Here is a 25,531-nt window from a genome sequence, read left to right on the forward strand (position 1 = left end):
GCGAGACTGGCCCCAGCCAGCTGGGGGAGGATTTTGGGTGCGAGACTGGCCCCAGCAAGCTGGGAGAGGATTTTAGAGGTCCGCAATCAGTCGAGGTTGCTTTCCTCGTCGTCGTCATTGCGTTCGCCGGCAAAGGCGCTGTTGTCGATCTGGCCGGAGCTGACCATCTGGTTCATGTGATCGACCAGATCCTGCTCATCCTCGGGCACGACCGGAACGCCGCTGGTGGCGACCTTTTCGCTGTCCTCGCTCGGGTCTTCCTGCCGGTTCAGCGCGTCGTCGGCGACATCGTTCGCCTGGCCTTCGTCGCGCTGCTCCTGGTTGTCCATGGCGTCGGTGGTCTTGGTGTCGTCGGGCGTGTTTTCGGGAGCATTCTCGGGAGTGTCGGCCATGCGGTGGTCCTTTGCGAAGAGGTTCGTCTGCCGCATACTACCCGCAGCATGGCCAGGGCGTTCCGCTCCTGAAATCCTCCCCGAGCTTGTCTCGGGGAGGATTTAAGAAGGCTGGCCGATCAGCGGCACATGCGGGGCGCAGTCCTTGGGGATCACGCCGGTGAGCCTGGGATCAGGCAGCAGTTCGATCTCGCGGCCCGTCGCCACAAAGCCCTGCGCGATATAGAAGCCGAGCGCGCGCGGATCGTCGAGCGTGCAGGTGTGCACCCAGACGCGTTCGACGGCGCCGCGCCAGGCGAGGCCCAGCGCCTGCCCCATCAGCCAGCCGCCAAAGCCCTGCCCGGTCAGCTGCGGGATCAGCCCGAAGAACGCGATCTCGCACTGGCCGCTCGTGCGGAAATCGAGTTCGAGCAGCCCGACCTCGATCCCCTGCGGGTCGAGCACGGCGAAGATCTCGACCGCCGGATCGGTCAGGATCGTGGCGAGAGCATCATCGGCCATGACGAGGCGCGAGAACCACAGCCAGGGCTCGCCCACCCGCCGATACAGCATGCGATACTTGTCGATCCCCGGCGCGCTCCAGCGTTTCAGCCGCAGCGGCGAGGGCTTGAGCGGACGCGGTTTAGGCCGCACGCGCATCTCCAGATGCGTCACCACCGTGGCGATCTCGCCCGGCGCCACCGGCACAAAGCGCGAGGTCATGCGCTCAGCGGAAGACGCAGTTTACGCCCGACCACATATTGGTCACGCGCGCCTTGCCGCCGGTGCCCTCGAGGATGCCCGAAAGTCCGGCGGTGTTGAACTCGGTGCCCAGCGTCGTCTGCTCGATCTTGGCGTCGTACACGTCAAGCAATTGCGCGCGGGTCGATCCGATGCCGATGCCGCTGATCGTGGTGAGCCTGGGCGCGGGCTTGCCCTTGGCCTTCGCGGCGGCGGGCGTGCCGGTCTCGTCGAGCGACCAGCCGGCAAACAGCCCGTCGAGCGAATACAGGGTCAGCCCGTCGCTCCAGCGCAGGAAGCTGAGCGGCCCTGCCCCGCACTCTTCGGCGCGGCCCTTTTCCGCAGGGCCTTTCAGCTTTTCCGCAATCGGCAAGAGCTGGTCTTCGGGCATGCCAAAGCCCACAGGCCGTGTCGCGCCGCTCTTGGGATCGACCAGCCGCAGACCCTCGCCGTCGAGGCTGATGACGGGCGGATGTGCCGATGCGCCGCCTTGTGCTGCCACGCCATCGCCGGGCAGCACCGCAGGGTGGCCCGGCGGCAGGTCGATGCCGGCATGCGGATCGGCCTCGGCGTCCCGCGCGCCCTCACCCTCGGCCCGTTTCTCCGCTGTGGGCTGACAGGCACACAGCAGGACGAGCGCCATCAGGAACGGCGCGGAGCGAAGCGGGGATGGGATGATCATGCCGCGATGATTACGCGCGCTGTGCGCAACTGCAAAGCGGCTTTTGCGGCAAGGGCCCTTGCGATCAGCTGCCAGACAGCATGAGCGCGGGGCGATCCTCTCCGGCAATCTGCGTCGGGGCGCCGGCGATCACCTTGCTCTTGTGGCGGAACTGGCCATCGACATGGCCGCCCTGCTCGATGGTGATCGTCTCGTAGCTAACATCGCCGGTCACCTGCGCGCTGGCGGTAATCACCAGATCGCGGGCATCGACCGAACCGTTGACGGTGCCCGAAAGCCGCGCCGATTCCGCCGTGATGGCGCCATGGATGGTGCTCGATTCCCCCTGCACCAGCGAGGCGCAGGTGATGTCGCCTTCCACCCGGCCGTCCACGTGCAGATCGACCTTGGCCGAGATGTTGCCGGTGATCACGACATCGCCGCCAATGACCGAAAAGGTGGAATTGCCGACCATGTTGGATCCTGACCTGGAAGAGCGGGCGTTAGCGGGTGGTGTCGTCTGTGCGCTGTTCGGCGACGGCTTGGATCTCGAGAACATCTCTGTTTGCCTCCAGGAACGGGCGGGGGTTCATCGCGCGGTCATTGTGACGCACTTCGAAATGCAGGTGGGTACCAGTGGAACGCCCGGTGCTGCCCATGCCGCCCAGCCGCTCGCCCTTGCCGACCTTCTGACCGGGGCGCACGCCAATCGATGAAAGGTGCGCATAGCGCGTGACGAGACCATTGCCGTGCGCCACTTCGACGCAATTGCCATAGCCCGATTTCACGCCGGCATAAACGACCTTGCCCTGTGCGGCGGCGAGGATCGCCGATCCGTGCGCGCCCTTGAAATCGATGCCGCTGTGCAAGGCCGCCGCGCCGGTGAACGGGTCGCGGCGATAGCCAAAGCCGCTGGTGATGGCAGGGGCCAGCGCCGGCGAGCCCGAGGGAATGGCGACCAGGCCACGCTCCAGCGCGTCCATCCGCGCGAGCGTCTGGCCCAGAGCGGTGAAGCGCGGGTCGAGCCGGGCGTTGCGCGATCCCTTGAAGGGAATGAACGGACCACCCTGTGCGACCGCGCTGGCACGGGCGACGCTGTCGGGGTTGAGGCCGAACTTGCGGATCGCGGTTTCGGCATTAGTCGCGCGCACGGCGGCGGCGCGGGTCAGCTGTTCGACGAACGCGATCTGGCGCGCTTCCATCCGGGCAAGGCCTGCGGCTTCGGGCACCATCGCGCTGATCTTGCGCGCGGTCTGCGCGGCTTCGTCGCTGCTGCCCTTTTCGGCGGCGCCCACGACCGCGCTGGCATCATCGCTGGCGGCCTGTTCGCCGATATAGCTGGTGACGATGTCTTCGAGGAAAGCCTGGCGCTTTTCGAGATCGGCGGCGACATCGTTGACCGAGGAGCGGTATTTGTTGACCCGGCTCGCCGAGCTTTCGACCTCCGCCTGCTTGGCGACCAGCGCCATCCGCTCTGCACTGATGCTGTACTGACTGGCGAGCATGGCCAACGTGACGATCAGCCACAGCAGCAGAGCAGCGGCTATCGCACCGGCGATCGTCATCTGCAGACGCGATGACACTTTCACAAATTTGATCTGCCCCTTGGATCGCATGAAAAATTCGCGATCAGGGAACCATTGCGCCAGCGCGTTCGTAACACGCTCACGCATCAATAGAATTTGCACGACCCGTTCGACCCTAAAATTAACCCCGAGGGGCGGCTAGCAAAGCGTCCTGCGCTTGGCGAATCGAGTCCGGGATCTTTGCCACGAGTCGGACGAGTCGTGCGATGAGCCGCAGTCTGAAGTGAATTTTTCGCAATTAATGCGACATTGCGAGTGTCAAAATCATCTCGCAAACGGTTGCGAGTCGATTTTGTCCTATATCTGCGACGAGTCGAGTCGCGGCTTGGAAGCCCCGGTCTGCGCTGATACAGGCGGCGGCATGATCGACACCCTGAACCCTACGTCCGCCACCGTGTCTGCCGCATCGCCTGCGCAGGTCATCGCACAGTGCTGCATCGCCGCGCGCCGCGCCTCGCACAGCCTCAAGCGGATGGACGATACCGCCAAAGCGCACGCGCTGCGCTCGGCTGCGGCGGCCCTGCGCGAAGACGCAGGCACGATCCTGGAAGCGAACGCTCGCGATTGCGCAGCGGGCGAAGCGCGCGGGCTTTCGTCCGCCATGCTGGACCGGCTCCGGCTCGATGCCGGGCGGCTGGAGGCGATGGCTGCAAGCGTCGAGGCGGTCGCCGCACTGCGCGATCCGGTGGGTGAAGAGATCGACCGGCGCACCGCGCCTGCCGGCATGGTGCTCCGCCGGGTGCGCGTGCCTATCGGTGTCATCGGCATCATCTATGAAAGCCGCCCCAACGTGACCGTCGATGCAGCAGCCTTGTGCGTCCGCTCGGGCAATGCGGTGATCCTGCGCGGCGGCAGCGAGGCGCAGCTCTCCAACCGGGCGCTTCACGCCAGCCTTGCGCGCGGCCTTGCAGCGGCGGGGATGGATGCAGACGCGGTGCAACTGGTGCCCACGCAGGACCGCGACGCGGTGGGCGCAATGCTCACGGCGGCAGGCGGCACCGACCTCATCATCCCGCGCGGCGGCAAGTCGCTGGTCGCGCGCGTCCAGGCCGATGCGCGCGTCCCCGTGCTCGCGCATCTCGACGGCATCTGCCACAGCTTCGTCCATGCTGCCGCCGATCCAGCGATGGCTGAGGCGATCGTGGTCAACGCCAAATTGCGCCGCACCGGCATCTGCGGCGCGATGGAAACGCTGCTGATCGACCGCGATTATCCGCACGCCCAAGCCCTGCTCGCTGCGCTCGTCGATAGCGGCTGCGAATTGCGCGGCGACGAGATGGTGATGGAACTCGAACCGCGCGCGGTCTCGGCCACCGCCGAAGACTGGGACACCGAATATCTCGACGCCATTGCCAGCGCCTGTTTCGTCGACGGGCTCGATGACGCGCTCGATCATATCGCCCGGCACAGCTCAGGCCATACCGATGTGATCATCACCGATGATGCGAATGCCGCCGCGCGCTTTCAGGCCGAGGTCGATAGCGCGATCGTGATGGTCAACGCGTCGAGCCAGTTCGCCGATGGCGGCGAATTCGGGCTGGGCGCGGAAATCGGCATCGCCACCGGACGGCTGCATGCGCGCGGCCCCGTCGCGCTCGAAGGGCTCACCACCTACAAGTGGCTGGTCGATGGCGAAGGGCATGTCCGCGCCTGAGCGTCGCTTGCGTGTCCCACGTATACAATGTATACATAAGGCATGAGCAAGTCCCAGGTCATCACCGCCCGCATCGATCCCGAGGTCATGGAGCTGATCGACCGGCTCGCCAAGGCGCAGGGGCGCAGCCGCAGCTGGCTCGCCGCGCGCGCGATCGAGAAGATGGCCCGCGCCGAAACCGCGTTCATGGATTTCGTGAAAGAGGGCGAGGACGACATCGCCGCCGGCCGCACTCTGACGCAGCAAGAGATGGAAGAGTGGTTTGCGGGCATGCGCGCTGAGGCCACAGCGAAGATTGAAGAGCAGGACAGGAAGCGCCAGCAAGAGCAAGACAAAGCTGCGTGATGCCCGTCACCTGGTCGCGGCGAGCGCAAGCTGACTTCACCGCCATTTACAACCGGGCGCTCGATGAAGACGCGCGCTACGCCCTCAATCTAGTCGAATCGCTTGATGCAGCCTTGGCCCGGTTGGCGGATTTTTCGCGCTTGGGAACACCCGTCGGATCACACGGTCACTGCAAATGGCGGCTTGGCAAAACCCCTTTCCTGATCATCTACGCGGATGAAGATCGCGGCCTCAATATCCTGCGCGTCTATCACGAACGCCTGGACTGGGGCTTCGAGCCATGAGCGGGCGTGCCGTACGCACCGGGCTGATGGGCGGGTCGTTCAACCCCGCGCATCGCGGTCACCGCGCGATCAGCCTGTTCGCGATGGAGGCGCTGGGGCTCGACGAGATATGGTGGATGGTCTCGCCCGGCAATCCGTTGAAGGCGGGTGCGCGCGACATGGCGCCGCTCAAGGCGCGGCTCGCTTCGGCGCACAAGATGGCGCGGCGCAGCCGCATCCGCGCCACCGCCATCGAGTCGCAGCTGGGCACGCGCTACACCGTCGATACGCTGTCAGAGCTGCGAAAGCGCTTCCCCAAACGGTCGTTCATCTGGCTGATGGGAGCCGACAATCTGGCCAATTTCCACCAATGGTACCGGTGGCGGGACATCGCGCGGCAAATGCCGATTGCAGTCATCGCCAGGCCGGGATATGATGGTGATGCCATTTCGGGCCCCGCGATGGCCTGGTTCGGGCATCGTGTCCGTCCCCGAAGCCAGGCAAGTGACTGGACACGATGGAGTATGCCGGCGCTCGTGCAGCTGCGCTTTCGTCCTGATCCGCGATCTGCCACTGCCCTGCGCAGGGGCGATCCTGACTGGTTTCTGGATTACGCCGACACGGTCGTGCGCGATGCAGTTACCCGGCAGGATGTTGCGTGACAGTCTGGCCCGTCGCTTCGTCCGTCCTTCGGGACATGCCTTCCAACCTGTCCACTGTGTTCAACGCGCACCCGCACCGCTTTCGGCCCGCGCGATTTTCTCAAGCGAATATCTACAAGGAACTCCATTGACCAATCTTTCCCCAGCCCAGACCCCGGCCCAGCCGCCCGCTGGCCATCCGGCCCCGCGCACCGCAGAAATGCAGCTGGCCGAAGCCACGGAACTGCACGCGCTGGTGCTGCAGTCGCTCGACGACGATCAGGCGCAGGAGGTGGTCTCCATCCCCCTTGCCGGAAAAAGCAACATCGCCGATTTCATGGTCATCGCCTCGGGTCGCTCGACCCGGCAGGTCGCCTCGATGGCGCAGAAGCTGGCAGAGAAGATCAAGCAGTCGGGCGGCACCGCGCGGATCGAGGGCCTGACCAACGCCGACTGGGTGCTGATCGATGCCGGTGATGTCATCATCCACCTGTTCCGTCCCGAAGTGCGCACCTTCTACAACCTGGAACGCATGTGGGCGTTCGGCGAAGCCCCCGAGGCTCCCAACGCCTGATAGGGCGTCCAACGCCCTGAAGGACCAGCGCCGATGCGCCTGCACATCATTGCCCGCGGCAAGATCGGCCGGTCACCCGAGGCCGAGCTGGTGCAGCGCTATGTCAAGCGTATCCAGTGGCCGCTGGCGGTGACCGAACTGCCTGATCGCGGCGGCGTCGTGCCGCCCGCACCGCAGGGCAGCCGCACCGTGATGCTCGATGAACTCGGCAAGCAGCTGACGTCGGTGGAGATCGCGCAGACGCTGGGCCGCTGGCGCGACGATGGCGTGCGCGAAACCCGCTTCCTCATCGGCGCGGCGGACGGCTTTGACGATGCCGAACGCGCCAATGCCGATCTGCTGATCGCGTTTGGCAAGGCCACCTGGCCGCACATGCTGGCGCGCGCGATGCTCGCCGAACAGCTCTACCGCGCCACCAGCATCCTGGCTGGCCATCCCTATCACCGCGAAGGGTAAGGCCATGCGGGGGGCGCCTTGGATGATCGCGCTGCTGGCGGCGATGGCCGCGACCACCGCCCTGCCCGGCAGCGCGGCTGCTCCGCCACAGCGCGCGGTCAATCTGCTCGATCAGGAACGCGCAGCGCTCGCCCGCGCGCTGATCGATGCCCGCACCGCCGCCAGGCGCAGCGACACGCTAGAACGTCAGGCATTGAGCGCGACCGAAGAGGCCGACAAGGCGCGGGCCGAGGCGCGCGTGCTGGCCTCGCGCGTGCAGGAGGCCGAAGCCGACATCGCCGCCGCGCAAGCGCGGGTGAAGATCATCGCAACCTTGCAGCGCGCGCAAAAGGCGCGGCTGGTGCGGCGGCAGCAGCCGCTCGCCCGGCTGACGGCGGCGCTGCAATCGATGGCCCGGCGCCCCACGCTGCTGGCTTTGGTCCAGCCCGGATCGATCGACGACATGGTGCGCGTGCGCGCCGTGCTCGCCACCACCATCCCACGCGTCGAGGCCGAGACGGCGGTGCTGCGCAAGGATATCGCCCGGTCGCGCGATCTGGCGCGACAGGCCCGGCGCGCCGCGCTGTTGCAGACGCAGGGCCGCAAGGAACTGGCGATGCGTCGCGCCGCGCTCGCCCGGCTCGAGGCGCGATCGCGCACCCGTTCGCGCGAGCTCGCCAGCACATCGCGGCTGGAAGAGGAACGCGCGCTGGGGCTGAGCGAGCGCGCGCGCGATCTCGATACGCTGGTCGGCAACATCGAGGCGAGCGGCACGCTGCGACAGCAGCTCGCGTCGCTCGACGGACCCGTGCTGCGCCCGCCGCGTCCACAGGCCTCGCAGGTGGTCGAGAACCCCGCCACGCAAGCGCGCCCCGCCCGCCCCGCCTATCGCCTGCCGACCGCCGGCGCGATCGTCGCGGGCTTTGGCGAGGTCGCCGCCACCGGCGTACGTTCGCGGGGACTCACGCTCGCCACGCGGCCCGGCGCGCAGCTGATCGCGCCCGCCGATGGCCGCATCGGCTTTGCCGGACCCTATCGCGGTTTTGGCAGGATCGTGATCATCGAACATGTCGGCGGTTGGACCAGCCTGATCACCGGCATGGAGCGCACCAACCTGAAGGTTGGCGAGCGCGTAGCGCAAGGCGACCCGATCGGCCGCGCCGCAGAAATCCGCCCGCGCATCACCGTGGAGTTGCGTCGCGGCGGTCGCCCGATCGATATCGCCGCGCTCATCACCTGACCGGCGGGTGTTCATCGCGCAGCAAGGTGCCGACGCTAGCGTGACCACGCTGGTCGAAACCGATTGCGGCTTGATGGCAAAGCATCTGGCAATTGGCTGCCCGGACGACTAGATTGACATCAACGCGCCAGGGGTTTGCGCGCTGAACATTGCCCGGGGACCGTTCCTGCCATGACCGATGGCGGGGCAAGGCGTTTCCCAGGCCAGGTTTCAAGCCGGTTCAACAACAAGGTTGCCACTCGATGATGAAGTCCCGCCTCGCCCGCGCCTCTGCAATCGCTCTTGCGGTTGCGCTGGTTCCGATCACTACCTCGGCCGTGTCGCAGGTCGAATCGGATACGCAGGCGGAGATCGCGAAATTCGTGGATATCTTCGAGCGCGTGAAGGCCGATTATGTCGAACCGGTTGACGACGACAAGCTGGTGCGCGGGGCCATCGATGGCATGCTCGCCGCGCTCGATCCGCACTCCAGCTATCTCGACGCGCGCGATTTTGCCAATCTGCGCACGCAGACCGAAGGTCTTTATGGGGGCCTCGGCCTGTCGGTGACGATGCAGGACGGCGCGGTCAAGGTCATCGCCCCCACCCGCGAAACCCCTGCCGACAAGGCCGGGATCAAGGCGGGCGACTATATCACGCACCTCGATGGCAAGCTGATCTATGGCGGCACGCTAGACGATGCGGTCGATCAGATGCGCGGCGAGCCAGGCACCTCGATCAAGCTGACGATCGTGCGCGAAGGCCGCGACAAGCCGTTCGATGTCGACATCACCCGCGCGATCATCGATCTGAAGCCCGTCACCTGGGAGGTGAAGGACAATGTCGGCATCATCACCATCGCCAGCTTCACCGCCAGCGTGGGCGAAGACGTCAACCAGGCGATCCAGGATATCGAGACCAAGCTTGGCCGCAAGCCGGTGGGCTATGTGCTCGACATGCGCTCCAACCCCGGCGGCTTGCTCGACGAGGCGGTCGCCGTCTCCGACGTCTTCCTGCAGAAGGGCGAGATCGTTTCGCAGCGCGGACGCCACAAGGGCGATATCGAGCGTTACTACGCGCGTCCCGGTGATGCCACCGGCGGCCTGCCGCTGATCGTGCTGGTCGATTCCGGTTCGGCTTCGGCGTCGGAAATCGTGGCAGGCGCGCTGCAGGATCATCGCCGCGCGCTGGTGATGGGCGAACGCAGCTTCGGCAAGGGATCGGTGCAGACTTTGCTGCCGCTCACCCGCACCTCGGCGCTCAAGCTCACCACCGCACGCTATTTCACGCCTTCGGGCAACTCGGTGCAGGAAGGCGGCATCGAGCCCGATATCGCCGTCCCGCAGCTGTCCGACCCCGATTACAAGACGCGCATGAAACTGCGCGAATCCGATCTGCGCGGCCATCTGATCAACGAGATCGGACTGGACGACAAGGATCTGGAGGTCGACAAGCTGGCTGATCCGCGCTTCACGATGACCACCGAGCAGCTCAAGGAAAAGGGCATCGAGGACTTCCAGCTCTATTACGCCCTGGCGACATTGCAGCGCACGACGCTGGCCAGTGCGCGGCTGGCGGCAACCCGGACGACGCCGGTGCGTTCTGCTGTTGCGGGGCGTCCGGTGACGCGCCGCAACTGACGCATTCTGAGCGTTGCCAACATTCAAGCCGGGGGCTGATCTGACATGACTTCGCGCGCGCCGCGTATCGCCGCATGGCTGGCGTTTCTCCTGCCCGCATTCCTGCTGGGCGGGGCCTTGATCAGCCAGTACGTCTTCGGCCTCTATCCGTGCGAGATGTGCTACTGGCAACGCTGGCCGCACTGGGCGGCGCTCGTGCTGGGCGGCATCGCCGTGCTCTCGGTGCGCCGGGTGCAGGGACTGGGTGTCGGCATGGCTGCGCTGGCTGCCATCGCCATCGCCGCCAGCGGCCTGATCGGCGGATTCCACGCCGGGGTCGAATATGGCTGGTGGGAGGGCCTGACCCGCTGCGCCACCGATATGCCGTCCGGCGCGACCACCGACGATGTGCTCAATTCGATCATGGCCGCGCCACTGGTGCGCTGCGACACCGCCCCCTGGTCGATGTTCGGCATCTCGCTGGCGGGGTTCAATTTCCTCTTGTCGCTGGGCGGAGCGAGCGCCATCTATTGGCTGCTGCGCCGCAAGAACACCGGGACAATTGTCGCATGATGCACGAAAACGAACCGCTCCAGCCTGTCGCCAAGGACATCGATCTGGCCCAGATGATCCGGGTCAACCAGGCCGGTGAATATGGCGCGACCCGCATTTACGCCGGGCAACGCGCAGTGATGGGCGACCATGTTCCGGAATCGCGCGCGATCGCTGGAATGGCCGAGCAGGAAGAGGTGCACCGCGCCTTTTTTGACAAGCTGATGGCCGAGCGCGGCGTGCGGCCCACGGCGTTGCAGCCCTTCTGGAATATCGCAGGCTTCGGGCTGGGCGCGGTCACCGCCTTCATCGGCCCCAAGGCGGCGATGGCGTGCACCGTTGCGGTCGAGACCGAGATCGACAAGCATTATGCCGAACAGCTCGAAGAGCTGGGCGATAGTCACCCCGAGCTCAGCACCGCCATCGCCAAGTTCCGCGACGAGGAGCTGGAGCACAAGGACTGTGCACTGGCCGAAGGCGCAGAACAGGCCTTTGGTTATCCTGTGATGAGTGCGGTGATCCGCATGGGCTGTCGCGCCGCGATTGCGCTGTCCAAGCGCATCTGACCGTGCGGCGGCTTGCCGCCGATCACGCCCCGTTCATCCGCGCTGCACTAGACCCGGATGCGACCACATGATTGGAAGGACGATGACGATGAAGACCGGAACGCTGGCAGCCCTGCTGCTGATAGGAACGGCCTTCGCCGCCCCCGCTTCGGCCCAGGAAGCCGCAGGCGACAAGGTGGTGCAGAAGATCGTCTATGGCAACGACACCTGCGAGCCTTCCACCGACCCCAACGAAATCGTCGTGTGCATGCGCATGGACGAACAGGAACGCTACCGCATCCCTGAAAATCTGCGCAATGACCCCAATTCCATCGCCAATACCTCGTGGACTGAACGCGTTCGGTCGATGGAGACCGTGGGCAATTTTGGCACAGACAGCTGCTCGCCGGTGGGCGTGGGCGGGTTTACCGGTTGTACCCAGTCTTTGGTTCAGGCCGCACGGCTTGAGAAGAAGACCGGCGAAACCGCGGTCGCCGGTCGCCTGATCGAGGAAGAGCGCCAGCGCCGCCTGTCGAACATCGATCGCGATGCCGCCGCTGTCGAAGCCCGCCAGCTCGAAGTCGAAGCCCAGCTCGACTCGCGCAAGGCCGAACGCGAAGCCGCTGCCGCGGCGATGCGCGCGCAGGCCGATGGTCTGGAGCCGGTTCGCAAGCCCGAGCCAGAGGCACCGGCCCCCGAGTAAGTTCCGTTCGGCACCGATTAACCGCCTTGTACGACTAATACACCTGCTCCATATAAGGCAGAGCCGCGCTTGAGCGGCGGCCAATCGGGAGCATGTGCGGACATGGCGTCATCATCGGCTGAATTCATGGCTCCGGATGAGGCGGCGGCGAACGGACTGAGCGCCGGGCTGCGTCCCGTCGAGCGTGCCTATATTCATGTCATCCGCATCGGCACTGCGCTGTTCGCAGTGCCGCTGGTGATCGGCGCAGGGGTGTTGAACTTTGCACTCGCCAACAAGGACAAGGTCGAGCACGGCGCGATCCTGATTCCCGCGCTCGCGCTGGCTGCGTTCATCGTCGTGTTCCTGCCGCAACGCCGGTGGCGGCGCTGGGGCTATGCCCATGCCGACGAACAGCTGCGCGTGGCGCGCGGCTGGCTGGTCCGCACCGATACGATCGTTCCCTTCCGCCGGATCCAGCATATCGATGTGGCGCAGGGCCCGATCGAACGGCTGTTCGGGCTGGCCAGCCTCACGGTGCACACCGCGGGAACGCACAATTCCATCGTCACCCTGCCCGGCCTCAGCCGCGACGATGCCGAGGCCATGCGCGACATGATGCGGCTGCACATCCGCCGCGAGGCCGAATGAGCGAGACGCTGAGCGAACCCTCGCCTGCCCCGCTCTCGGCGGCGGCGGGCGTGCAGGTCGGCGAGGAACGGCGGCTCCACCCGCTGACCTTGCTGCTCAACCTCTCGCGCCAGGTACCGCAGGCGATACTGGGGCTGATTGCGCTGCGGCTCAGCGGGCCGGAGGAGCTGCGCGGCTGGGTCGGCCTGTTCGCGCTGATCGCGATCCTCGCGATGTTCGGTACCGAATTCTATAAATGGTGGCGCTTTTCCTATCGGCTCGACCCGCAGGAGCTGCGCATTGCCAGCGGCATCTTCAGCCGCAACGTCCGCTCGATCCCGTACGAGCGCATCCAGGACGTCAATCTGGAACAGGGGCCCCTCGCCCGGATGCTGGGCATGGCGCGGGTGCGGCTGGAAACCGGCAGCAGCGGCAGCGGTGATGAAGGCGCGCTCGATTCGGTCGATCTGGCAGAGGCCGCGCGGCTGCGCGATGTCATCCGGCTGCGCAAGGCCGCGCAGGCGGAAGACGCCTCGATGGCCGGCGACCTCACCCCGGCCGAGGCCGACGCACCGGTGCTGTTCACGATGGACATGCGCAGGGTGCTGATCGCCGGCGTGTTCAATTTCTCGCTGGTGTTCTTCGCCGTTGTCGGCGCGCTGATCAACAATCTCGATTTCCTGATCCCCGGCGATGTCTGGAACCCGCGCCGCCTGCTCGATCTGCTGGGGCTGGACGATCTGTTCGCCGCGCTCGATCTCGCCGCGCGCATCGCATCGGTGATTGCAGCGCTGTTCAGCCTGCTTGTGATCGGCCTGGTCGGCGGCATCATCCGCACGACCTTGCGCGAATACGGTTTCCGGCTGGAACGCACCGAAACCGGCTTTCGCCGCCGCCGCGGACTGCTGACACTGACCGATGTCGTGATGCCGCTGCACCGCATCCAGGCCGCGGTCATCGAGACAGGGCCGATCCGGCGGCGCTTCGGCTGGTTCGCATTGAAGGTGCAGAGCCTGGCCAGCGACAGCGACAAGGAAAGCGACCACGCGATTGCGCCGTTCGCCACCGCCGATGAAGTCCGCGCGGTGCTGGACGAAACCCGGATCACCTGGGAGACCGACCATGCCGCGATGCGCAGCGTCGATCCGGCGATGTGGTGGGTGCCCGTAGTCCTGGCGCTTCCCGTCCCGATGATCGCCATCGGCATATCCGCCACCCTGGCCAGCCCCTTGATTGCGCTGGCCTATATCGTGCTGCCGCTGGTCCCCGCGCTCAGCTGGATGCACTGGCGCGCGCATCGTTACGCCTTGCTCGATGGCCAGCTGTATGTCCGCGATGGCTTCTGGGCGCAGCGGCTCACGCTGCTGCCGGTCCGCCGGGTGCAGAGCGTCGATATCCGCCAGACCGCAGTCAGCCGCTTCATCGGCCTGGCCCAGATCGCCATCGGTGTGGCTGGCCGCCCTTCTGCCGTGACGATCCAGGCCATCCCGATCGAGGACGCGATCCAGCTGCGCGCGCAGTTGATCGCGTCCTGACCGAGCGTTGAGCGTCAGAAACCGACGCGCAGCGAGACGCGAGCGTTGAGCGCAACCTTCTCGTACTGCTCCTCGGCCCCGAGCTCGCCTGCCAGCGAGAAGGCTTCCTGCCCGCCGACCAGCCGCACGCCGCCGATCCAGCCGTTGTTGCGCACACCGGGGGCCAGAGTGAACGCCTCGCCGCCCTTGAAACGCGCGGTGGTATCGCCCAGCGACCCGCCAATGATCTGGCGGCGGCCGCCCTCGACTTCTGCCCGGACCCACACATCGCCAGCGGCCAGGCTGCCGAAGTCATAGCCCGCGACCAAGGTGCCGTTGACCGCGATCTCGTCGCTGCTGCGCTGGTCGAGCGTCAGGTTGAACGCATCGCCGCCACCGGTTTCGGCAAAGCCATCCTCCTCCAGCCGGTAATAGTCGATCGAGGCCGCCGGACGCAGGCTCAGCCGCCGCCCCAGCCGTGCCTCATAGGCCAGGCCTGCCGAAGCGCTGTAAAGCTGACCCGACCAGCTGCCCTGCGCGAGACGCTCGATCGCCGTGCCCGCGATGCTGGTGGCAAAACGGCGCTTGCCGTCGAACTCGACCTGCGCGGCTGACCCCCGCGCAAACGCGCGCACCGGCCCCCAGTCGGCGCGCCAGTGTGCTGCCAGTTCATACTGGCTCGAGCGGACCTCGCTGCCGGTATCGGAATCGTCGTTCTTGCCGTGCAGATAGGCCAGCGACACGCCGAACGCGCCGACATCGCCCGCCTTGATCTCGACCCCGCCGGTCGCGCCCCAGCCGCTGGTGTCGAATGCGGCGGTGCTTTCGCGGTCCTTGGTGCTTCCCCATACGGTCTGCTGCAGCCAGAAGCCCCATCCGCCCTGATCGCTATAGGGCGCTGCCGTATCGGTGAGGAACCGCGCAGTGGCGCGCGAGCCCTGCGTCACGGTGGCAAAGGTGCCGCCGGCATGGTCGGGCAGCATCTGCTGCACCGCCGCGCCTGCCTGCTCGGCGTTGCCGATGGCCAGGAAGCTGTTCGCCACCGCGGCATCGCTGTCCAGCGCCTTGAACACCGCATCATAGGCGCGCGCCTGCGATGCCGACAGTCCCAGTTCGGCGGTCGACTTGCGCTTGATGTCCACCGTCACCGTGCCCGCCGCATCATTGCCCGCGAGCGTCGACTTGAACAGGAACGGCAGTGCGATGCTGGAACCGACGATGTTGGCGCTGCCGCTCAGCTGTCCGGCGCTGATGATCTGGTACGAGCCTTCCGACTTGCTCACATTGGCAAGCGTGACCGCAAGCTTCGATCCTGCGGCAAAGCTGGCAGGCCCCGCGACCGCGATCCGGGTGAAGGTGCCCGCCTTGCCGTCGATGGCGACACCGATCGTGCCCTGCTCGCTCACTGCCAGCGACCCCAGATTGACGGTGCCCGGGCTGGTGATCGCGAGCGTTCCGCCCGATACCGTGACCGCCGCCTGACCCGCACCGGTAAGCGTTCCGCGCAGCTGCGCGGTTCCTGAGAGCGCAAGCGTGTCCGCGCCACCGCCCAGATCCATCGCACCTGCATAGACCGACTTGCCCGAAAGCTGCACCGTATCGGCGCCCGCGCCAAAGGTCGCATCGCCCGACAAGGCCGCCTCCCCGCTCGCCGTCAGCCGGTTGCTGCCCGCACCGAAGCGCAGCGCGCCGCTAATCGTGCCTGCCGAAACTTCGAGCACGTCGCTGCCTGATCCGAAGCGGATATCGCCGGTGATCGAGGGCCTGGCCGTCGCGGTCGCCCCGCTCTGGCGCACCGTCGCGCCGCTGGTGTTGGCAGAAAGGTCGATCGCGATGGCGCGGTCGGTACCGGGCTTGGCACTGGTCGCGCTGATCGTGCCGGTGGTCTCGACCGTGCGCAGCGTGCCCGACAGGTCGACGATGCCGCCCGCAGACCCGTCGGTGGCAGCGACCGCTGCGATCCTGCCGCTGTTGGTCAGGCTGGCAAGGCTGCCCCCGGCATCGATCACGACCGCGCGCACCTGGCTGCCAGCCGCACTGCCGCCAGCCGCCTCGATCGCCCCGGTGTTGCGGAGCGCAGGTACGCTGGCAAGGTTGCCGATGCGGATCGCGGTGGCATTGCCGCCGTTCGATGCCGCGCCAATCGAACCGGTGTTGAGCAGGCCACCGGTGATCGTCGTCGCACCGCCCAGTCCGCCGATGAGCATTCCGGTCGCGGCGACATCCTTGTAGACGCCATTGCCCCGGATACCGCCGTTGTTGACGATGCCGTTGCCAGCCGCCGCCGTGCCCGCGACCGCACCGATCGTGACGGCCTGCGTCGCCGATCCGACCTGTACCGCAGGCGCCGCGCCATAGCTGTTGACCGAGGCTGTGCCCTCATTGGCGTCCTCGATGCCGTCCTTGTCTTCGTCCTTGTCATCGGGGTTGAGATTGGGCGGCGGTGCAGCAAACAGGATTCCGCCCGCCACCGATCCTGCGACCTGCAGCGCCGGGCCACCCTGCAGCAGATCGTCGGCATCGAGCTTGCTGGGGTCCGCAGGCGACGTGGTGCTGCGATAGCCGGTCGCGTTGATCGCGCCCTGCACGGTCAGCGCACCGCCGATCGGGCCGGTCAGCGCAACGCCGATGGCATTGGCACCCGAAGCGCCGATCGATCCGCTCAGCGCGACGTTGCCGCTCACTGCGCCCGCGCGCACGCCCACCGAATTATTGCCCAGCACCGAGATCGCGCCGCTGCTGGTCAGTGAACCGTTGAGCGGGCCTTCCAGGCTGATTGCGGCGCTGTCATTGCCCTCGATGGTGATCTTGCCGCTGTTGACCACCGATCCGGTGAGCGCCCCCAAAGCGCGGATGCCGAAGCGGCCCTGGCCTTGGGCGAATGGTCCGTCGATATCGCCATCATTGTCGGTATCGGTCGGCGCATAGGTCTCGTCGAGCGTGATCGTGCCGGTGTTGGTGATGGTCGCTGCGTCACCTTGCTGCGCGACGATCCCTGCGGAGTTGCTGACATCGGTGGTCTGGATGGTGCCTTCGTTGACGACATTGTGGTTGCTGTTCACCGTCACCGCCGTGCCCGACGTCGGCTTGATCGACCCGGTGCTGGTAATCTTGATGCTGTCGGCAGCACCGTTGTTGGCGGTGGCCGTGGCGATCGGGTCGGTACGCGCGGTGGTCACGCTGGTTTCGGCAAATGCTGCAGCGTGAGGGATCAGCAGGGACACGGGAGTCAGGCAGGTACAGGCCAACAACAGGCGCATGAAACGTCCTTTCAGGGTCTTGGGAAAATGGAGCGTTGAGCTTCACTCACCAAGACGCTGCGGAGGATTCAGACCCGTATCGGCCACCGGCCATGCGGCCGATATTTCAATGCAAACCACTGCAAAACAAAGCAAAAAACTGTCAGAAGCTGAAGTCAGCGCCGATCGTGATCGTGCGCGGGCGCAGCGGCGTGGTCTGCTCGCCATGCGGCAGCGTGAACGGCGAGCCCAGCGCGAACCGGTTGCCGCGCGTATCGAGCAGGTTGCTCGCCTGCAGCCAGAAGGATCGCCCGCCGCGGGTCAGGCTGGCCGACAGCGCGGTATCGAGCACATCGCCCTGCTCGACGCCGAGCACCGGACCGATGCCCAGCCGCGAGCGCCCGATATAGCGCATCGAGCCCCCGACCATCAGGTCACCCGCCCCGCCCAGCGACGTGCGATAGTTCGCCGCCATCCGCCCCGAGAGCCGCGCGACATTGGGCAGGGCGTTGCTGTCGGCGATGACCGCGCCTGCAGGAATGCTCGCGAAATCAAACCCGGCGCGGTTGGCAGGCAGCACGAAAATGCCCGCAGACGGACTGACCAGCCGGCTGTCCGCCCACACCGCCGAAGCTTCGACCGAAAAGGCGGGCACAGGCTGCCACGCCAGCGTCGCATCCACCGTGACGATGCGGCCATTGCCGATATTCTCGGTCGCGGGCAGCCCGTCGCTGTCGATCAGATCGGCCTGGATATTGCGCCAGCGGGTATAGGCCAGCGTCACATCGCCGCTCAGCGAGCCGCCCGAGAACGCCAGCCCCGCCTCGACCGCAGAGACGTTGTCGGGGCGATAGCGCCGCACCATGTCATCGCGCACGCCGATGCCGCCGGGACGAAAACCCTCCTGATACCGGGCATGGCCCGATACGGCATCGGAGAAGCGATAGCGGACACCGGCGGATGGCAGGAATGCCGTCTGGTTCCGCTGCGCGCTGCTGCGGGCGAGCACCGCCAGGGCCATCAGCGGCGTATCGAGCGCCTCGCCCGACAGCCGCACATGGCTGACCCTGCCGCCCAGATCGAGGAACAGCCGGTCGGTCGCCGGGATGGTGAGGTCGGCAAAGGCAGTGGCCTCCTCGACGCGGTTTTCGATACCGGTGATCGCCGAGGATCGTTCGACCGATCCGCGCGCACGGCGGATGCGATAGCGGTTGCTGAGCAGGCTTGTCCCCGCCAGCCAGCCGATGCCGCCTGCGGTTTCGCCCGACAGCCGCGTCTCGTTGGTGATCAGCCGCGTCTGTCCGTGCTGGCGGAACAGGCTGGGAGCGGATCCGGGCTGGCTGGTGTCGAAGGTTTCGGTGAGGTCGAGGCCCGTCACCGTGGTGGTCGACAGCAGCTCGAACGCATCCCATTGCTTGCCGATGGCGGCCTGGCCCAGCCGGAAGCGGTTGCGAAAGGGCTGCGCGAACGGACTGGCCCGATCAAGCCCATCGCCCCGCCGGTCGGCATATTGGCTGTCGCGTCCATCGATGGTCTGCGCAGCGGCCATCAGGTCGATCGTCCAGCCAGCGCCCGGCGTGATCCGCGCCGATATGCGCCCGCCGATGGTATCGACCCGGTTGACGTCACTGCGCCCGCGCAGCCGGTCGTCGATGTAACCGCCATCGCGTCCGCCATAGATCACCGCGCGCAGGCCAAGCTTGCCTGCGACGATCGGCGCGTTGAGCATCGCGCTGGCATTGGCCGAAGGGTCGCCATGCCGTGTGGCGGCCAGCGCGACCGACTGGCCCGCCTGCCAGTCTTCGAGATCGGGCATGTTGGGCAGCAACCGGATCACCCCGCCCAGAGTGCCCGCGCCGTACAAAGTCCCTTGCGGCCCCTGGCGCACCTCGATGGCGCTCAGATCGACCAGCCTCAGGTCCGGATCGGGCGCGTTGTAGTTGAGCCGCGCGGTGCCCAGATACTGGCCGACCACCGCCTGGCTGGGTCCGTTGAAGCTTGAATCGGCGATGGCGCGCAGGAACAGCCGGTTGCGACCGGGGCCAAGCTGGGTGGAGCCAAGCCCGGGCAATCGCTCGACCAGCGCATCGGACCCGCGCCCCTGCCCGCCCAGCGCGAATTCGCCGTCCAACTGGATATGGCCGAACGCGTCGCGGGTGAGCAGATCGCTGCGCGCCGCCGCTGCGGTGACGACGATCTCCTCGACCGGCGCCGTCGCCTGTCTGGGCGTCAGCATCGCCAAGCGGATCGGCGCGCCGCTGCGCCGGGTCGCAGGTGTCGCGCGTACGATGCGCCAGTGGCCGCTCGCCAGCCGGACCGGGCGCGCTTCGCTGGCGTTCAGCAGCCGCTCGAGCGCCTGCTGCGGCGTCATGTGCCCGCGCAGCCGCCGCACCCGCTGCGCGCCCAGCCGGCGGTCGCCGATGCCGATCGATATCCCCGCCTGCCGCCCCAAGGCGATGATCGCGTCGTCCAATCGGCCCGCCGCAATATCGATCGACACCGGTGCCTGGGCCAGCACCGGTGTCGACAGCATCACCACGGGGATCGCCAACAGGGCGAGGCTAGGGCGTCTCATCGGTGCCGATCAATTCCCAGCCATCCGCCCGGCGCACCGCGCGCGCACCCAGCACCGGCGCGATACGGGCGATGGCCTGTGCATCGCGACCGCGGATCTGGATGACGCCGCTGAACGGGCGCGCCGCCATTGCGGACGAAACCGCGACCCGCGTCCCGATACTGCGTTCGAGTGCCGCTGCAACATCGGCGAGCGGCGCATCGGCAAAGCTCAATTGCCCCGACCGCCAGCTGCCGATCTGGTCGCGCGCGATATCGGACACCGTGATGCCATCGGTCGCCCCATCCACCTGCGCCCGGCGACCGGCAGGCAGGCGCACATTCTCGGCCTCCGGATTGACGATCACCACGCCTTCCGACACCGCAACGTCGAGCGCGCTGCCTGTCTGGATCACATTGAACGCCGTGCCTGCATCGACCAGCCGAACGTCGCCGGTTACGACCACGAACGGGTCGCTGGCATTATGACGCACCTCGAACAGCGCCTCGCCGCGCTCCAGCCGCGCAAAGCGGATATTGCCGCGGTCCAGCGTCAGCCTGGTGCCGCCATTTAGCAGGATGCGGCTGCCATCGGCGAGCTCAACGCTGTCCGTTTCGCCCATCGCAGTGACCACCGAATACGGCTGCGGACGCATCTGCCAGAACGGCACAGCGACGATCGCCAGCACCGATGCTGCCAGTGCGCCATAGAGCCAGCCGCGCCGCGCGCGCCGTTCGCGCTGGATCACGGCAGATGGCGCGTCGTCATTCGCGGCACGCGGCAGAACCGGTCCGGCGAGCGCAGTCAGCTCTGCCATGGCATTGCCCGCCGCCAGCGCGCGGTCATAGGCATCGGCATGGCGCGGATCTTCCTCCAGCCAGCGGACAAGCCCGTCCCAGCCGGCAAAATCGGCCTCCTGCGTTGCCAGTGCCCATTCCAGTGCCTGCTGGCCGATGGTGTCTTCATTGCTCATGTTCTGGTCCGTCCTGCAGCAAAGACGTCGCGGTGGCCATCATTCCGCATCATGTGCCTCCCGCCAGCGGATCAGGGCGCGATAGGCCTTTTGCAGATCCTTCTCCACCGCGCTGAGACTGAGGCCCAGATCGCGCGCAATCTGGCGCTGGCCGATGCCCTCGATCCGGAACATGCGGAATATCTGCAGCACCCTTTCGCCCTCGGCCCGCAGCATCGCCTCGGCCTCGTCGAGCGCCGCGCGCGCGATCAGCTGGCGGTCGGGCAATGGCGCATCGGATGCCTCGCCCGGGCCGCCATGCACCTCGACCCAGGCGGAATCGCGCTGCCGGGCGCGCTGGGCAGAGCGATAGCGGTCGTGCATCACATTGTTCGCGGCGCGGAAGAGATAGCCGCGCGGATCGGCGATCGGCCCGGACTCGAGCGCAGTGACCCTCAGCCACAGATCCTGCAGCACGTCCTCCGCAGCATCGCCGGCACCGCGCGCGCGCAGGAAGCGCAGCAACGGCTCGCGTTCGGCGATCAATACAGCTTCAAGACCTTGGGCAGACATCAGCGTGGAGTTCAGACTTCTCGGCATGAAATGGGGCGGGGCCATGCAGCCAGACGTCGCCGGATGCCAACACCCGCATGACATTTGGCGATTTCGCCAACATTCTTATGCACGGATGCGGGTTTCATAGCGCGGTGGCGTCTCAAAGGCAAAGCCAGCCGCCCCCCCGGCTGGTTTGGACCGGTTCATGTTGCCCCCCAACGGACCGGAGGTGCCTTGAGGGGAAGGTTCGACCAGCCTTTCCCTCAGGGTGCCCAAAACCATCCACGGACCCAGGAGTGCCCGCGCGTGCCGTATGTGCTGACCCAGTTGAGTGCGATGGCGCTGCTGTCCGCGACGATCAGCGCGCCTGATGCGGCAGTGCCCGCCGGCAGCAATCTGCTGTTCGTACCGCCGGTCAGCGATGAGGCCGCGCAGCAGATCGGCGCGGCCACCAATTGCATTGCCCTGCACCGGGTGCGATCGACAAGGATCATCGCGGGCGAAGGCATCGTCTACGAGCTGTCCGGCCAAAAGGCGCTGATCAACCGCCCGCGCCATGGCGGATCGCGACTGGCGCGGCACCAGATCCTGATCACCCGGACATCCGGATCAATGCTGTGCGCGGGCGATATCGTGCATCTGGCCGACAGCCTGCCCGGCATGACCACCGGTTTCGTCGCGCTCGGCCGTTTTGAGGCTTATACCCCCGTCCCCGCCCCCGCCCCCGCGTCCGCTCACCGGTAGCCCGCCGAGTGCAACTGGCGCATCTGGAACCCCTGCAAGGCGCGCACGTTGGTCGGTCAGAGTGAGACAACCAACGGAGAGAGACCAATGGCCACCAACTATGACGCCGCCCGGCTAGCAGGGGCGCGGAGTACAGGCTGGCGGTCCGCCCTCTCGGTCTCGACCCGCGAATTTCTGAACCGGCCCGACCTGGTCGGTTCCGCCTTCCCGGCATCGCGCTATCTGGTCGATGCGCTGCTGGACCCGGTGGACTGGAGCACGGCGAGGGTCGTTGTGGAATTTGGGCCCGGGACAGGCCCCCTCACCCGCGCGATGCTGCGCCGGATGCCCGCCGACAGTCGGTTGGTGACCCTCGACGTCAGCCCCCATTTCACCCGTCACTTGCGACGCACGATCGACGATCCGCGCCTGCTCGCGATCACGACCTCCGCCGCATCGGTTCGGGCGACCCTCGCCAAGCACGAATTGGGCAGCGCCGACCTGATTGTGACGGGCATTCCGTTTTCGACCATGTCGCCCGATGAGGGCGCAAAGGTGCTCGATGCCAGTGCGCAGGTCCTGCACCCGAACGGAGAGCTGCTCGCCTATCAGATGCGCACTGCCATCGCTCCGCTGCTTGCCCCGCGCTTCGACGAAGTCGAACGCTCCTACGTCTGGCGCAACATTCCGCCGTGCCACCTGTATTGGGCGCGCCGCCCGTTCAAGCCAGCCCTCTAGTCGGCGTCTGCAGCCCCCATAGCGCCGGCCCTCGTCTTTCATCACACATGTGATAAGCTCCCCATCCGTTGTCTCGATCCCCGCGCGCCCTAGAATGGCCGCTAGCCAAGTGTGAAACGGCAGCGAAGATCGAGGGAGAGACACGATGCAACGGATGAAGGTGAAATCCGCGTCCCGCACGCTTGAGGTCCTGGAACTGTTCATGGAAGAGCGGCGCCCGCTCCGGCTGAACGAGATCTACAAATCGCTGTGCTATCCGCAGTCGAGCGCCACCAATCTGCTCAAGAGCATGGTGATGATGGGCTATCTCAACTACAATCGCGCCACGATGACCTATCTGCCGACGATGCGGGTCTCTGCCCTGGGCAGCTGGCTGCCCAGCATGATGAACCGCGAAGGAGGTCTTGTCAGCCTGGTCGACGAGGTGCAGCGCCGGACGGACGAAACCGTGGGCCTGGTCGCGCAGAACGACCTGTACATCCAGTATCTCATCCTCAAGACGCCCGATCACGAATTCAAGATGGCTCCGAACGAGGGCACGATGCGGCTGATGGTCGATTCCTCGTCGGGTATCGCGCTGATGAGCCGGATGCGCCAGCGCGAGATCGACAAGATCTACCGCTACACCAAGCATTACGGCCTGGGGGGTGACACTCTTCCCTCGTTCGATGACCTGATGCGCGAGGTCCGCTGGAGCCAGCAGGTCGGTCACACCTATCTGCCCAAGCGGCCCACGCCCGAGCTGGCCTCCATTGCGGTGCCGCTCGACGTCGATCTCTACGGAATTCCGCTGGCATTGGGTGTCGGTGGTCTGGCCGACCGGATTTCCCGCGCCAAGCCCGACATCATCGAGGCGATGACCGACGCCATTGCAAATTTCCGGGCGAGGCAGGCGCTCAGCCCGGAAGGACCCGACGCCCTTCGCGACGCGGCTTGACGGGAATTGTCGGCACACGGATGCCGATCTGCCGCCAGTTCACGGCCTGAAATACACCCCGAAAGCAGCCTGCGCCAACGACGGTGCGGCGCTGGGCGGGCGGGCCATCATCGCCCCGCCCGGTCCCGGTATGCTCAGCCTACAGCGACCATCGCCTTGCCGAACTTCAGCGTCGGATAGCCAGACTGCGCAACGGCGGTGCACGCCTCGTTATAGCGGAAGAAGCCGCCGGTATACATGATCAGCCCGCGCGGTTTACCATCGACATTGGTGCCGGTGTACCAGGTGTTGGCCTTGGACACGAGCGTGAGCTGCGCCAGCGAGAACACGGTTTCCATCCAACTGTCCTCGGCTTCGGGCCGGGGCTCGACGGTGGCGATCCCTGTGCTGCGCATATGCGCGATCAGGTCGCAGATCCAGTTCACGTTCTGCTCGTCGAGCGTGATGATGTTGGCGAGCGCTGCCGGACCATTGGGGCCGCAGACCATGAACATATTGGGGAAGCCGGCCATCATCAGCCCCAGATAGGAGCGCGCGCCGCCTACCCATTTGGTACGCACAGTCTGCCCGTCGCGGCCCTCCACCTCGAACGCCATCAGCGCGCCCGACAGGCCATCATAGCCGGTGGCGAGGATCAGCATGTCCAGCTCCACTTCGCCCGCGCTGGTCAGCACGCCGTTTTCGGTGACACGCTCGATCGGGTGCTCCAGGCAGTCGTGCAGATGCACATGCGGCAGGTTGTAGCTCTCGTAATAGCCGGTATCCAGGCACGGGCGGCGCGCGAAAATGGGATAGCCGCGCGGCTTGAGCTTCTCGGCCACGACGGGATCGGTCACCGTCTCGCCGATCTTGCCGCGCACGAATTCGGCGACATGCTCGTTGGCCTCGGGGTTGGTCAGCAGGTCGGAGAACATGCCGAGGAAATCGAGCCCGCCGCGCGCCCAGGCATCTTCCATCACCCGCTGGCGCTGATCCGGGGTGATCGAGAAGAACGGCCGCGAGGTGACCGGGCGCACCCCGCCGAGCTGACTGGCCCGCGCCACGGCGCGGATCGCTGGATAATGCCGCTTGAGCTCTGCGACATAGTCGGCGTCCAGCGCGCTGTTGCGCATCGGCATGGTGAAGCTGGGCGTGCGCTGAAAGACATGCAGCGCGCCCGCCTCCTGCGCGACCACCGGCACGATCTGGATGCCGCTGGAGCCGGTTCCGATCAGCCCGACGCGCTTGCCCTGGAAGCTGACCGGATCGTGCGGCCATTTCGCCGCGCGCAGCAACTCGCCCTTGAAATCGGCCAGGCCCGGAAACTCGGGGTCCTTGGGCACCGAAAGCGGTCCCGTTGCCATGATGCAATAGGTCGCCTCGATCTGCTGGCCCCGGTCCGTCTGGGCGATCCAGCGTTGCCGGGTCGCATCCCAGGATGCCTTGGTGACGCGGGTGTTGAACTGGAACAGTGGGCGCAGCGCCAGCCTGTCCGCAACGAAATTGGCATAGGCCAGGATTTCAGGCTGGGCAGCAAACTGCTCGCTCCAGGTCCATTCCTGCTGGATGTCGTCGGAAAAGCCGAAGCTGTAATCGACGCACATCAGGTCGCAGCGGGCGCCGGGATAGCGGTTCCAGTACCACACCCCGCCGACATCGCCGCCCGCCTCGACACCCATCACGGTCAGACCCATCTCGCGCATCTTGTGGACGGCATACATGCCGCCAAAGCCGGCGCCGACGACCAGGGTGTCGACGGCGATGGGGTCGCTGCTGGCCGGGGGAGTGTTCGCTTGGGCTGGCATAAGGTGCTTTCCGGTCT

General features: G+C 66.4%; 26 protein-coding genes. 16 read left to right on the forward strand and 10 right to left on the reverse strand.

Going from position 1 to position 25,531, the window contains the following annotated elements; translation table 11 throughout:
* Positions 1–86: 86 nt before the first annotated feature.
* The 5 genes from D618_RS0116850 to D618_RS0116870 all read right to left on the reverse strand — a co-directional run bounded on the left by D618_RS0116850 (position 87) and on the right by D618_RS0116870 (position 3,446).
* Positions 87–392 (reverse strand): hypothetical protein, encoded by a 306-nt coding sequence (locus D618_RS0116850; RefSeq protein WP_026091808.1) that lies wholly within the window; start codon positions 390–392, stop codon positions 87–89.
* 102 nt (positions 393–494) lie between these two features.
* Positions 495–1,094, reverse strand: coding sequence for a GNAT family N-acetyltransferase (locus D618_RS0116855; RefSeq protein ID WP_017672712.1), 600 nt, complete (start codon positions 1,092–1,094; stop codon positions 495–497).
* A 4-nt stretch (positions 1,095–1,098) separates the two neighbouring features.
* A complete protein-coding gene (locus tag D618_RS0116860) occupies positions 1,099–1,794 on the reverse strand; it encodes a hypothetical protein (protein ID WP_017672713.1) in 696 nt (231 codons plus the stop codon).
* 64 nt (positions 1,795–1,858) lie between these two features.
* Positions 1,859–2,248, reverse strand: coding sequence for a polymer-forming cytoskeletal protein (locus D618_RS0116865; RefSeq protein ID WP_017672714.1), 390 nt, complete (start codon positions 2,246–2,248; stop codon positions 1,859–1,861).
* A 28-nt stretch (positions 2,249–2,276) separates the two neighbouring features.
* Positions 2,277–3,446: a peptidoglycan DD-metalloendopeptidase family protein gene (locus tag D618_RS0116870; RefSeq protein WP_017672715.1), complete on the reverse strand. Its 1,170-nt coding sequence runs from the start codon at positions 3,444–3,446 to the stop codon at positions 2,277–2,279.
* 274 nt (positions 3,447–3,720) lie between these two features.
* Between D618_RS0116870 and D618_RS0116875 the strand changes: the two genes are divergently transcribed.
* The 13 genes from D618_RS0116875 (at position 3,721) to D618_RS0116940 (ending at position 14,053) form a co-directional block, all read left to right on the forward strand.
* Positions 3,721–5,013, forward strand: a complete 1,293-nt coding sequence (locus D618_RS0116875; protein WP_017672716.1) for a glutamate-5-semialdehyde dehydrogenase — start codon at positions 3,721–3,723, stop codon at positions 5,011–5,013.
* Between the two features lie 42 nt (positions 5,014–5,055).
* A complete protein-coding gene (locus D618_RS19200) occupies positions 5,056–5,358 on the forward strand; it encodes a ribbon-helix-helix protein, CopG family (protein WP_017672717.1) in 303 nt (100 codons plus the stop codon).
* Entirely contained in the window at positions 5,358–5,642 is a 285-nt protein-coding gene (locus D618_RS0116885) for a type II toxin-antitoxin system RelE/ParE family toxin (protein ID WP_017672718.1), read from the forward strand. The genes D618_RS19200 and D618_RS0116885 overlap by 1 nt, the downstream gene beginning before the upstream one ends.
* Complete coding sequence (locus tag D618_RS0116890; RefSeq protein WP_017672719.1) at positions 5,639–6,283, forward strand: nicotinate-nucleotide adenylyltransferase; 645 nt, start codon at positions 5,639–5,641, stop codon at positions 6,281–6,283. The genes D618_RS0116885 and D618_RS0116890 overlap by 4 nt, the downstream gene beginning before the upstream one ends.
* A 199-nt stretch (positions 6,284–6,482) precedes the next feature.
* Positions 6,483–6,836, forward strand: coding sequence for a ribosome silencing factor (gene rsfS / locus D618_RS0116895; RefSeq protein WP_017672720.1), 354 nt, complete (start codon positions 6,483–6,485; stop codon positions 6,834–6,836).
* Positions 6,837–6,869: 33 nt separating this feature from the next.
* Positions 6,870–7,292 (forward strand): 23S rRNA (pseudouridine(1915)-N(3))-methyltransferase RlmH, encoded by a 423-nt coding sequence (locus D618_RS0116900; protein ID WP_017672721.1) that lies wholly within the window; start codon positions 6,870–6,872, stop codon positions 7,290–7,292.
* A 4-nt stretch (positions 7,293–7,296) separates the two neighbouring features.
* Positions 7,297–8,511 (forward strand): peptidoglycan DD-metalloendopeptidase family protein, encoded by a 1,215-nt coding sequence (locus D618_RS0116905; RefSeq protein WP_040371014.1) that lies wholly within the window; start codon positions 7,297–7,299, stop codon positions 8,509–8,511.
* Positions 8,512–8,756: 245 nt separating this feature from the next.
* Positions 8,757–10,130 carry a S41 family peptidase gene (locus D618_RS0116915; RefSeq protein ID WP_051041418.1) on the forward strand — a complete coding sequence of 458 codons (1,374 nt, stop codon included), beginning with the start codon at positions 8,757–8,759 and terminating at the stop codon, positions 10,128–10,130.
* 45 nt (positions 10,131–10,175) lie between these two features.
* On the forward strand, positions 10,176–10,682 hold the full coding sequence (locus D618_RS0116920) for a disulfide bond formation protein B (protein ID WP_017672725.1): 507 nt from the start codon (positions 10,176–10,178) through the stop codon (positions 10,680–10,682).
* Positions 10,679–11,227, forward strand: coding sequence for a demethoxyubiquinone hydroxylase family protein (locus tag D618_RS0116925; RefSeq protein ID WP_017672726.1), 549 nt, complete (start codon positions 10,679–10,681; stop codon positions 11,225–11,227). Before D618_RS0116920 ends, D618_RS0116925 begins: the two co-directional genes overlap by 4 nt.
* An 88-nt stretch (positions 11,228–11,315) precedes the next feature.
* Positions 11,316–11,909 (forward strand): hypothetical protein, encoded by a 594-nt coding sequence (locus D618_RS18800; protein ID WP_040371021.1) that lies wholly within the window; start codon positions 11,316–11,318, stop codon positions 11,907–11,909.
* Between the two features lie 102 nt (positions 11,910–12,011).
* Positions 12,012–12,539: a PH domain-containing protein gene (locus D618_RS0116935; protein ID WP_026091813.1), complete on the forward strand. Its 528-nt coding sequence runs from the start codon at positions 12,012–12,014 to the stop codon at positions 12,537–12,539.
* Entirely contained in the window at positions 12,536–14,053 is a 1,518-nt protein-coding gene (locus D618_RS0116940) for a PH domain-containing protein (protein WP_017672729.1), read from the forward strand. Before D618_RS0116935 ends, D618_RS0116940 begins: the two co-directional genes overlap by 4 nt.
* A gap of 14 nt (positions 14,054–14,067) precedes the next feature.
* Here D618_RS0116940 and D618_RS0116945 read toward each other — a convergent pair whose 3' ends face one another.
* From D618_RS0116945 to D618_RS0116960, 4 genes are all read right to left on the reverse strand, one after another.
* Positions 14,068–17,256, reverse strand: coding sequence for an autotransporter domain-containing protein (locus tag D618_RS0116945; protein ID WP_343207544.1), 3,189 nt, complete (start codon positions 17,254–17,256; stop codon positions 14,068–14,070).
* Positions 17,257–17,434: 178 nt separating this feature from the next.
* A complete protein-coding gene (locus D618_RS0116950) occupies positions 17,435–19,846 on the reverse strand; it encodes a TonB-dependent receptor (protein WP_026091814.1) in 2,412 nt (803 codons plus the stop codon).
* A complete protein-coding gene (locus tag D618_RS0116955; RefSeq protein WP_017672732.1) occupies positions 19,833–20,798 on the reverse strand; it encodes a FecR domain-containing protein in 966 nt (321 codons plus the stop codon). The genes D618_RS0116950 and D618_RS0116955 overlap by 14 nt, the downstream gene beginning before the upstream one ends.
* A 39-nt stretch (positions 20,799–20,837) precedes the next feature.
* Positions 20,838–21,377 carry a sigma-70 family RNA polymerase sigma factor gene (locus tag D618_RS0116960; protein ID WP_026091816.1) on the reverse strand — a complete coding sequence of 180 codons (540 nt, stop codon included), beginning with the start codon at positions 21,375–21,377 and terminating at the stop codon, positions 20,838–20,840.
* A 261-nt stretch (positions 21,378–21,638) separates the two neighbouring features.
* Here D618_RS0116960 and D618_RS18805 point away from each other — a divergent pair, with 261 nt between their 5' ends.
* From D618_RS18805 to D618_RS0116975, 3 genes are all read left to right on the forward strand, one after another.
* Positions 21,639–22,076 (forward strand): hypothetical protein, encoded by a 438-nt coding sequence (locus D618_RS18805; protein ID WP_152414813.1) that lies wholly within the window; start codon positions 21,639–21,641, stop codon positions 22,074–22,076.
* An 87-nt stretch (positions 22,077–22,163) separates the two neighbouring features.
* Positions 22,164–22,793, forward strand: a complete 630-nt coding sequence (locus tag D618_RS0116970; RefSeq protein ID WP_017672735.1) for a methyltransferase domain-containing protein — start codon at positions 22,164–22,166, stop codon at positions 22,791–22,793.
* Between the two features lie 145 nt (positions 22,794–22,938).
* A complete protein-coding gene (locus D618_RS0116975) occupies positions 22,939–23,730 on the forward strand; it encodes a helix-turn-helix domain-containing protein (RefSeq protein WP_026091817.1) in 792 nt (263 codons plus the stop codon).
* A 134-nt stretch (positions 23,731–23,864) separates the two neighbouring features.
* Here D618_RS0116975 and D618_RS0116980 read toward each other — a convergent pair whose 3' ends face one another.
* Entirely contained in the window at positions 23,865–25,514 is a 1,650-nt protein-coding gene (locus tag D618_RS0116980; protein ID WP_017672737.1) for an NAD(P)/FAD-dependent oxidoreductase, read from the reverse strand.
* Positions 25,515–25,531: the final 17 nt, after the last annotated feature.

Origin of the sequence: Blastomonas sp. AAP53, assembly GCF_000331245.1 — a bacterium.
Lineage (GTDB): Bacteria > Pseudomonadota > Alphaproteobacteria > Sphingomonadales > Sphingomonadaceae > Blastomonas.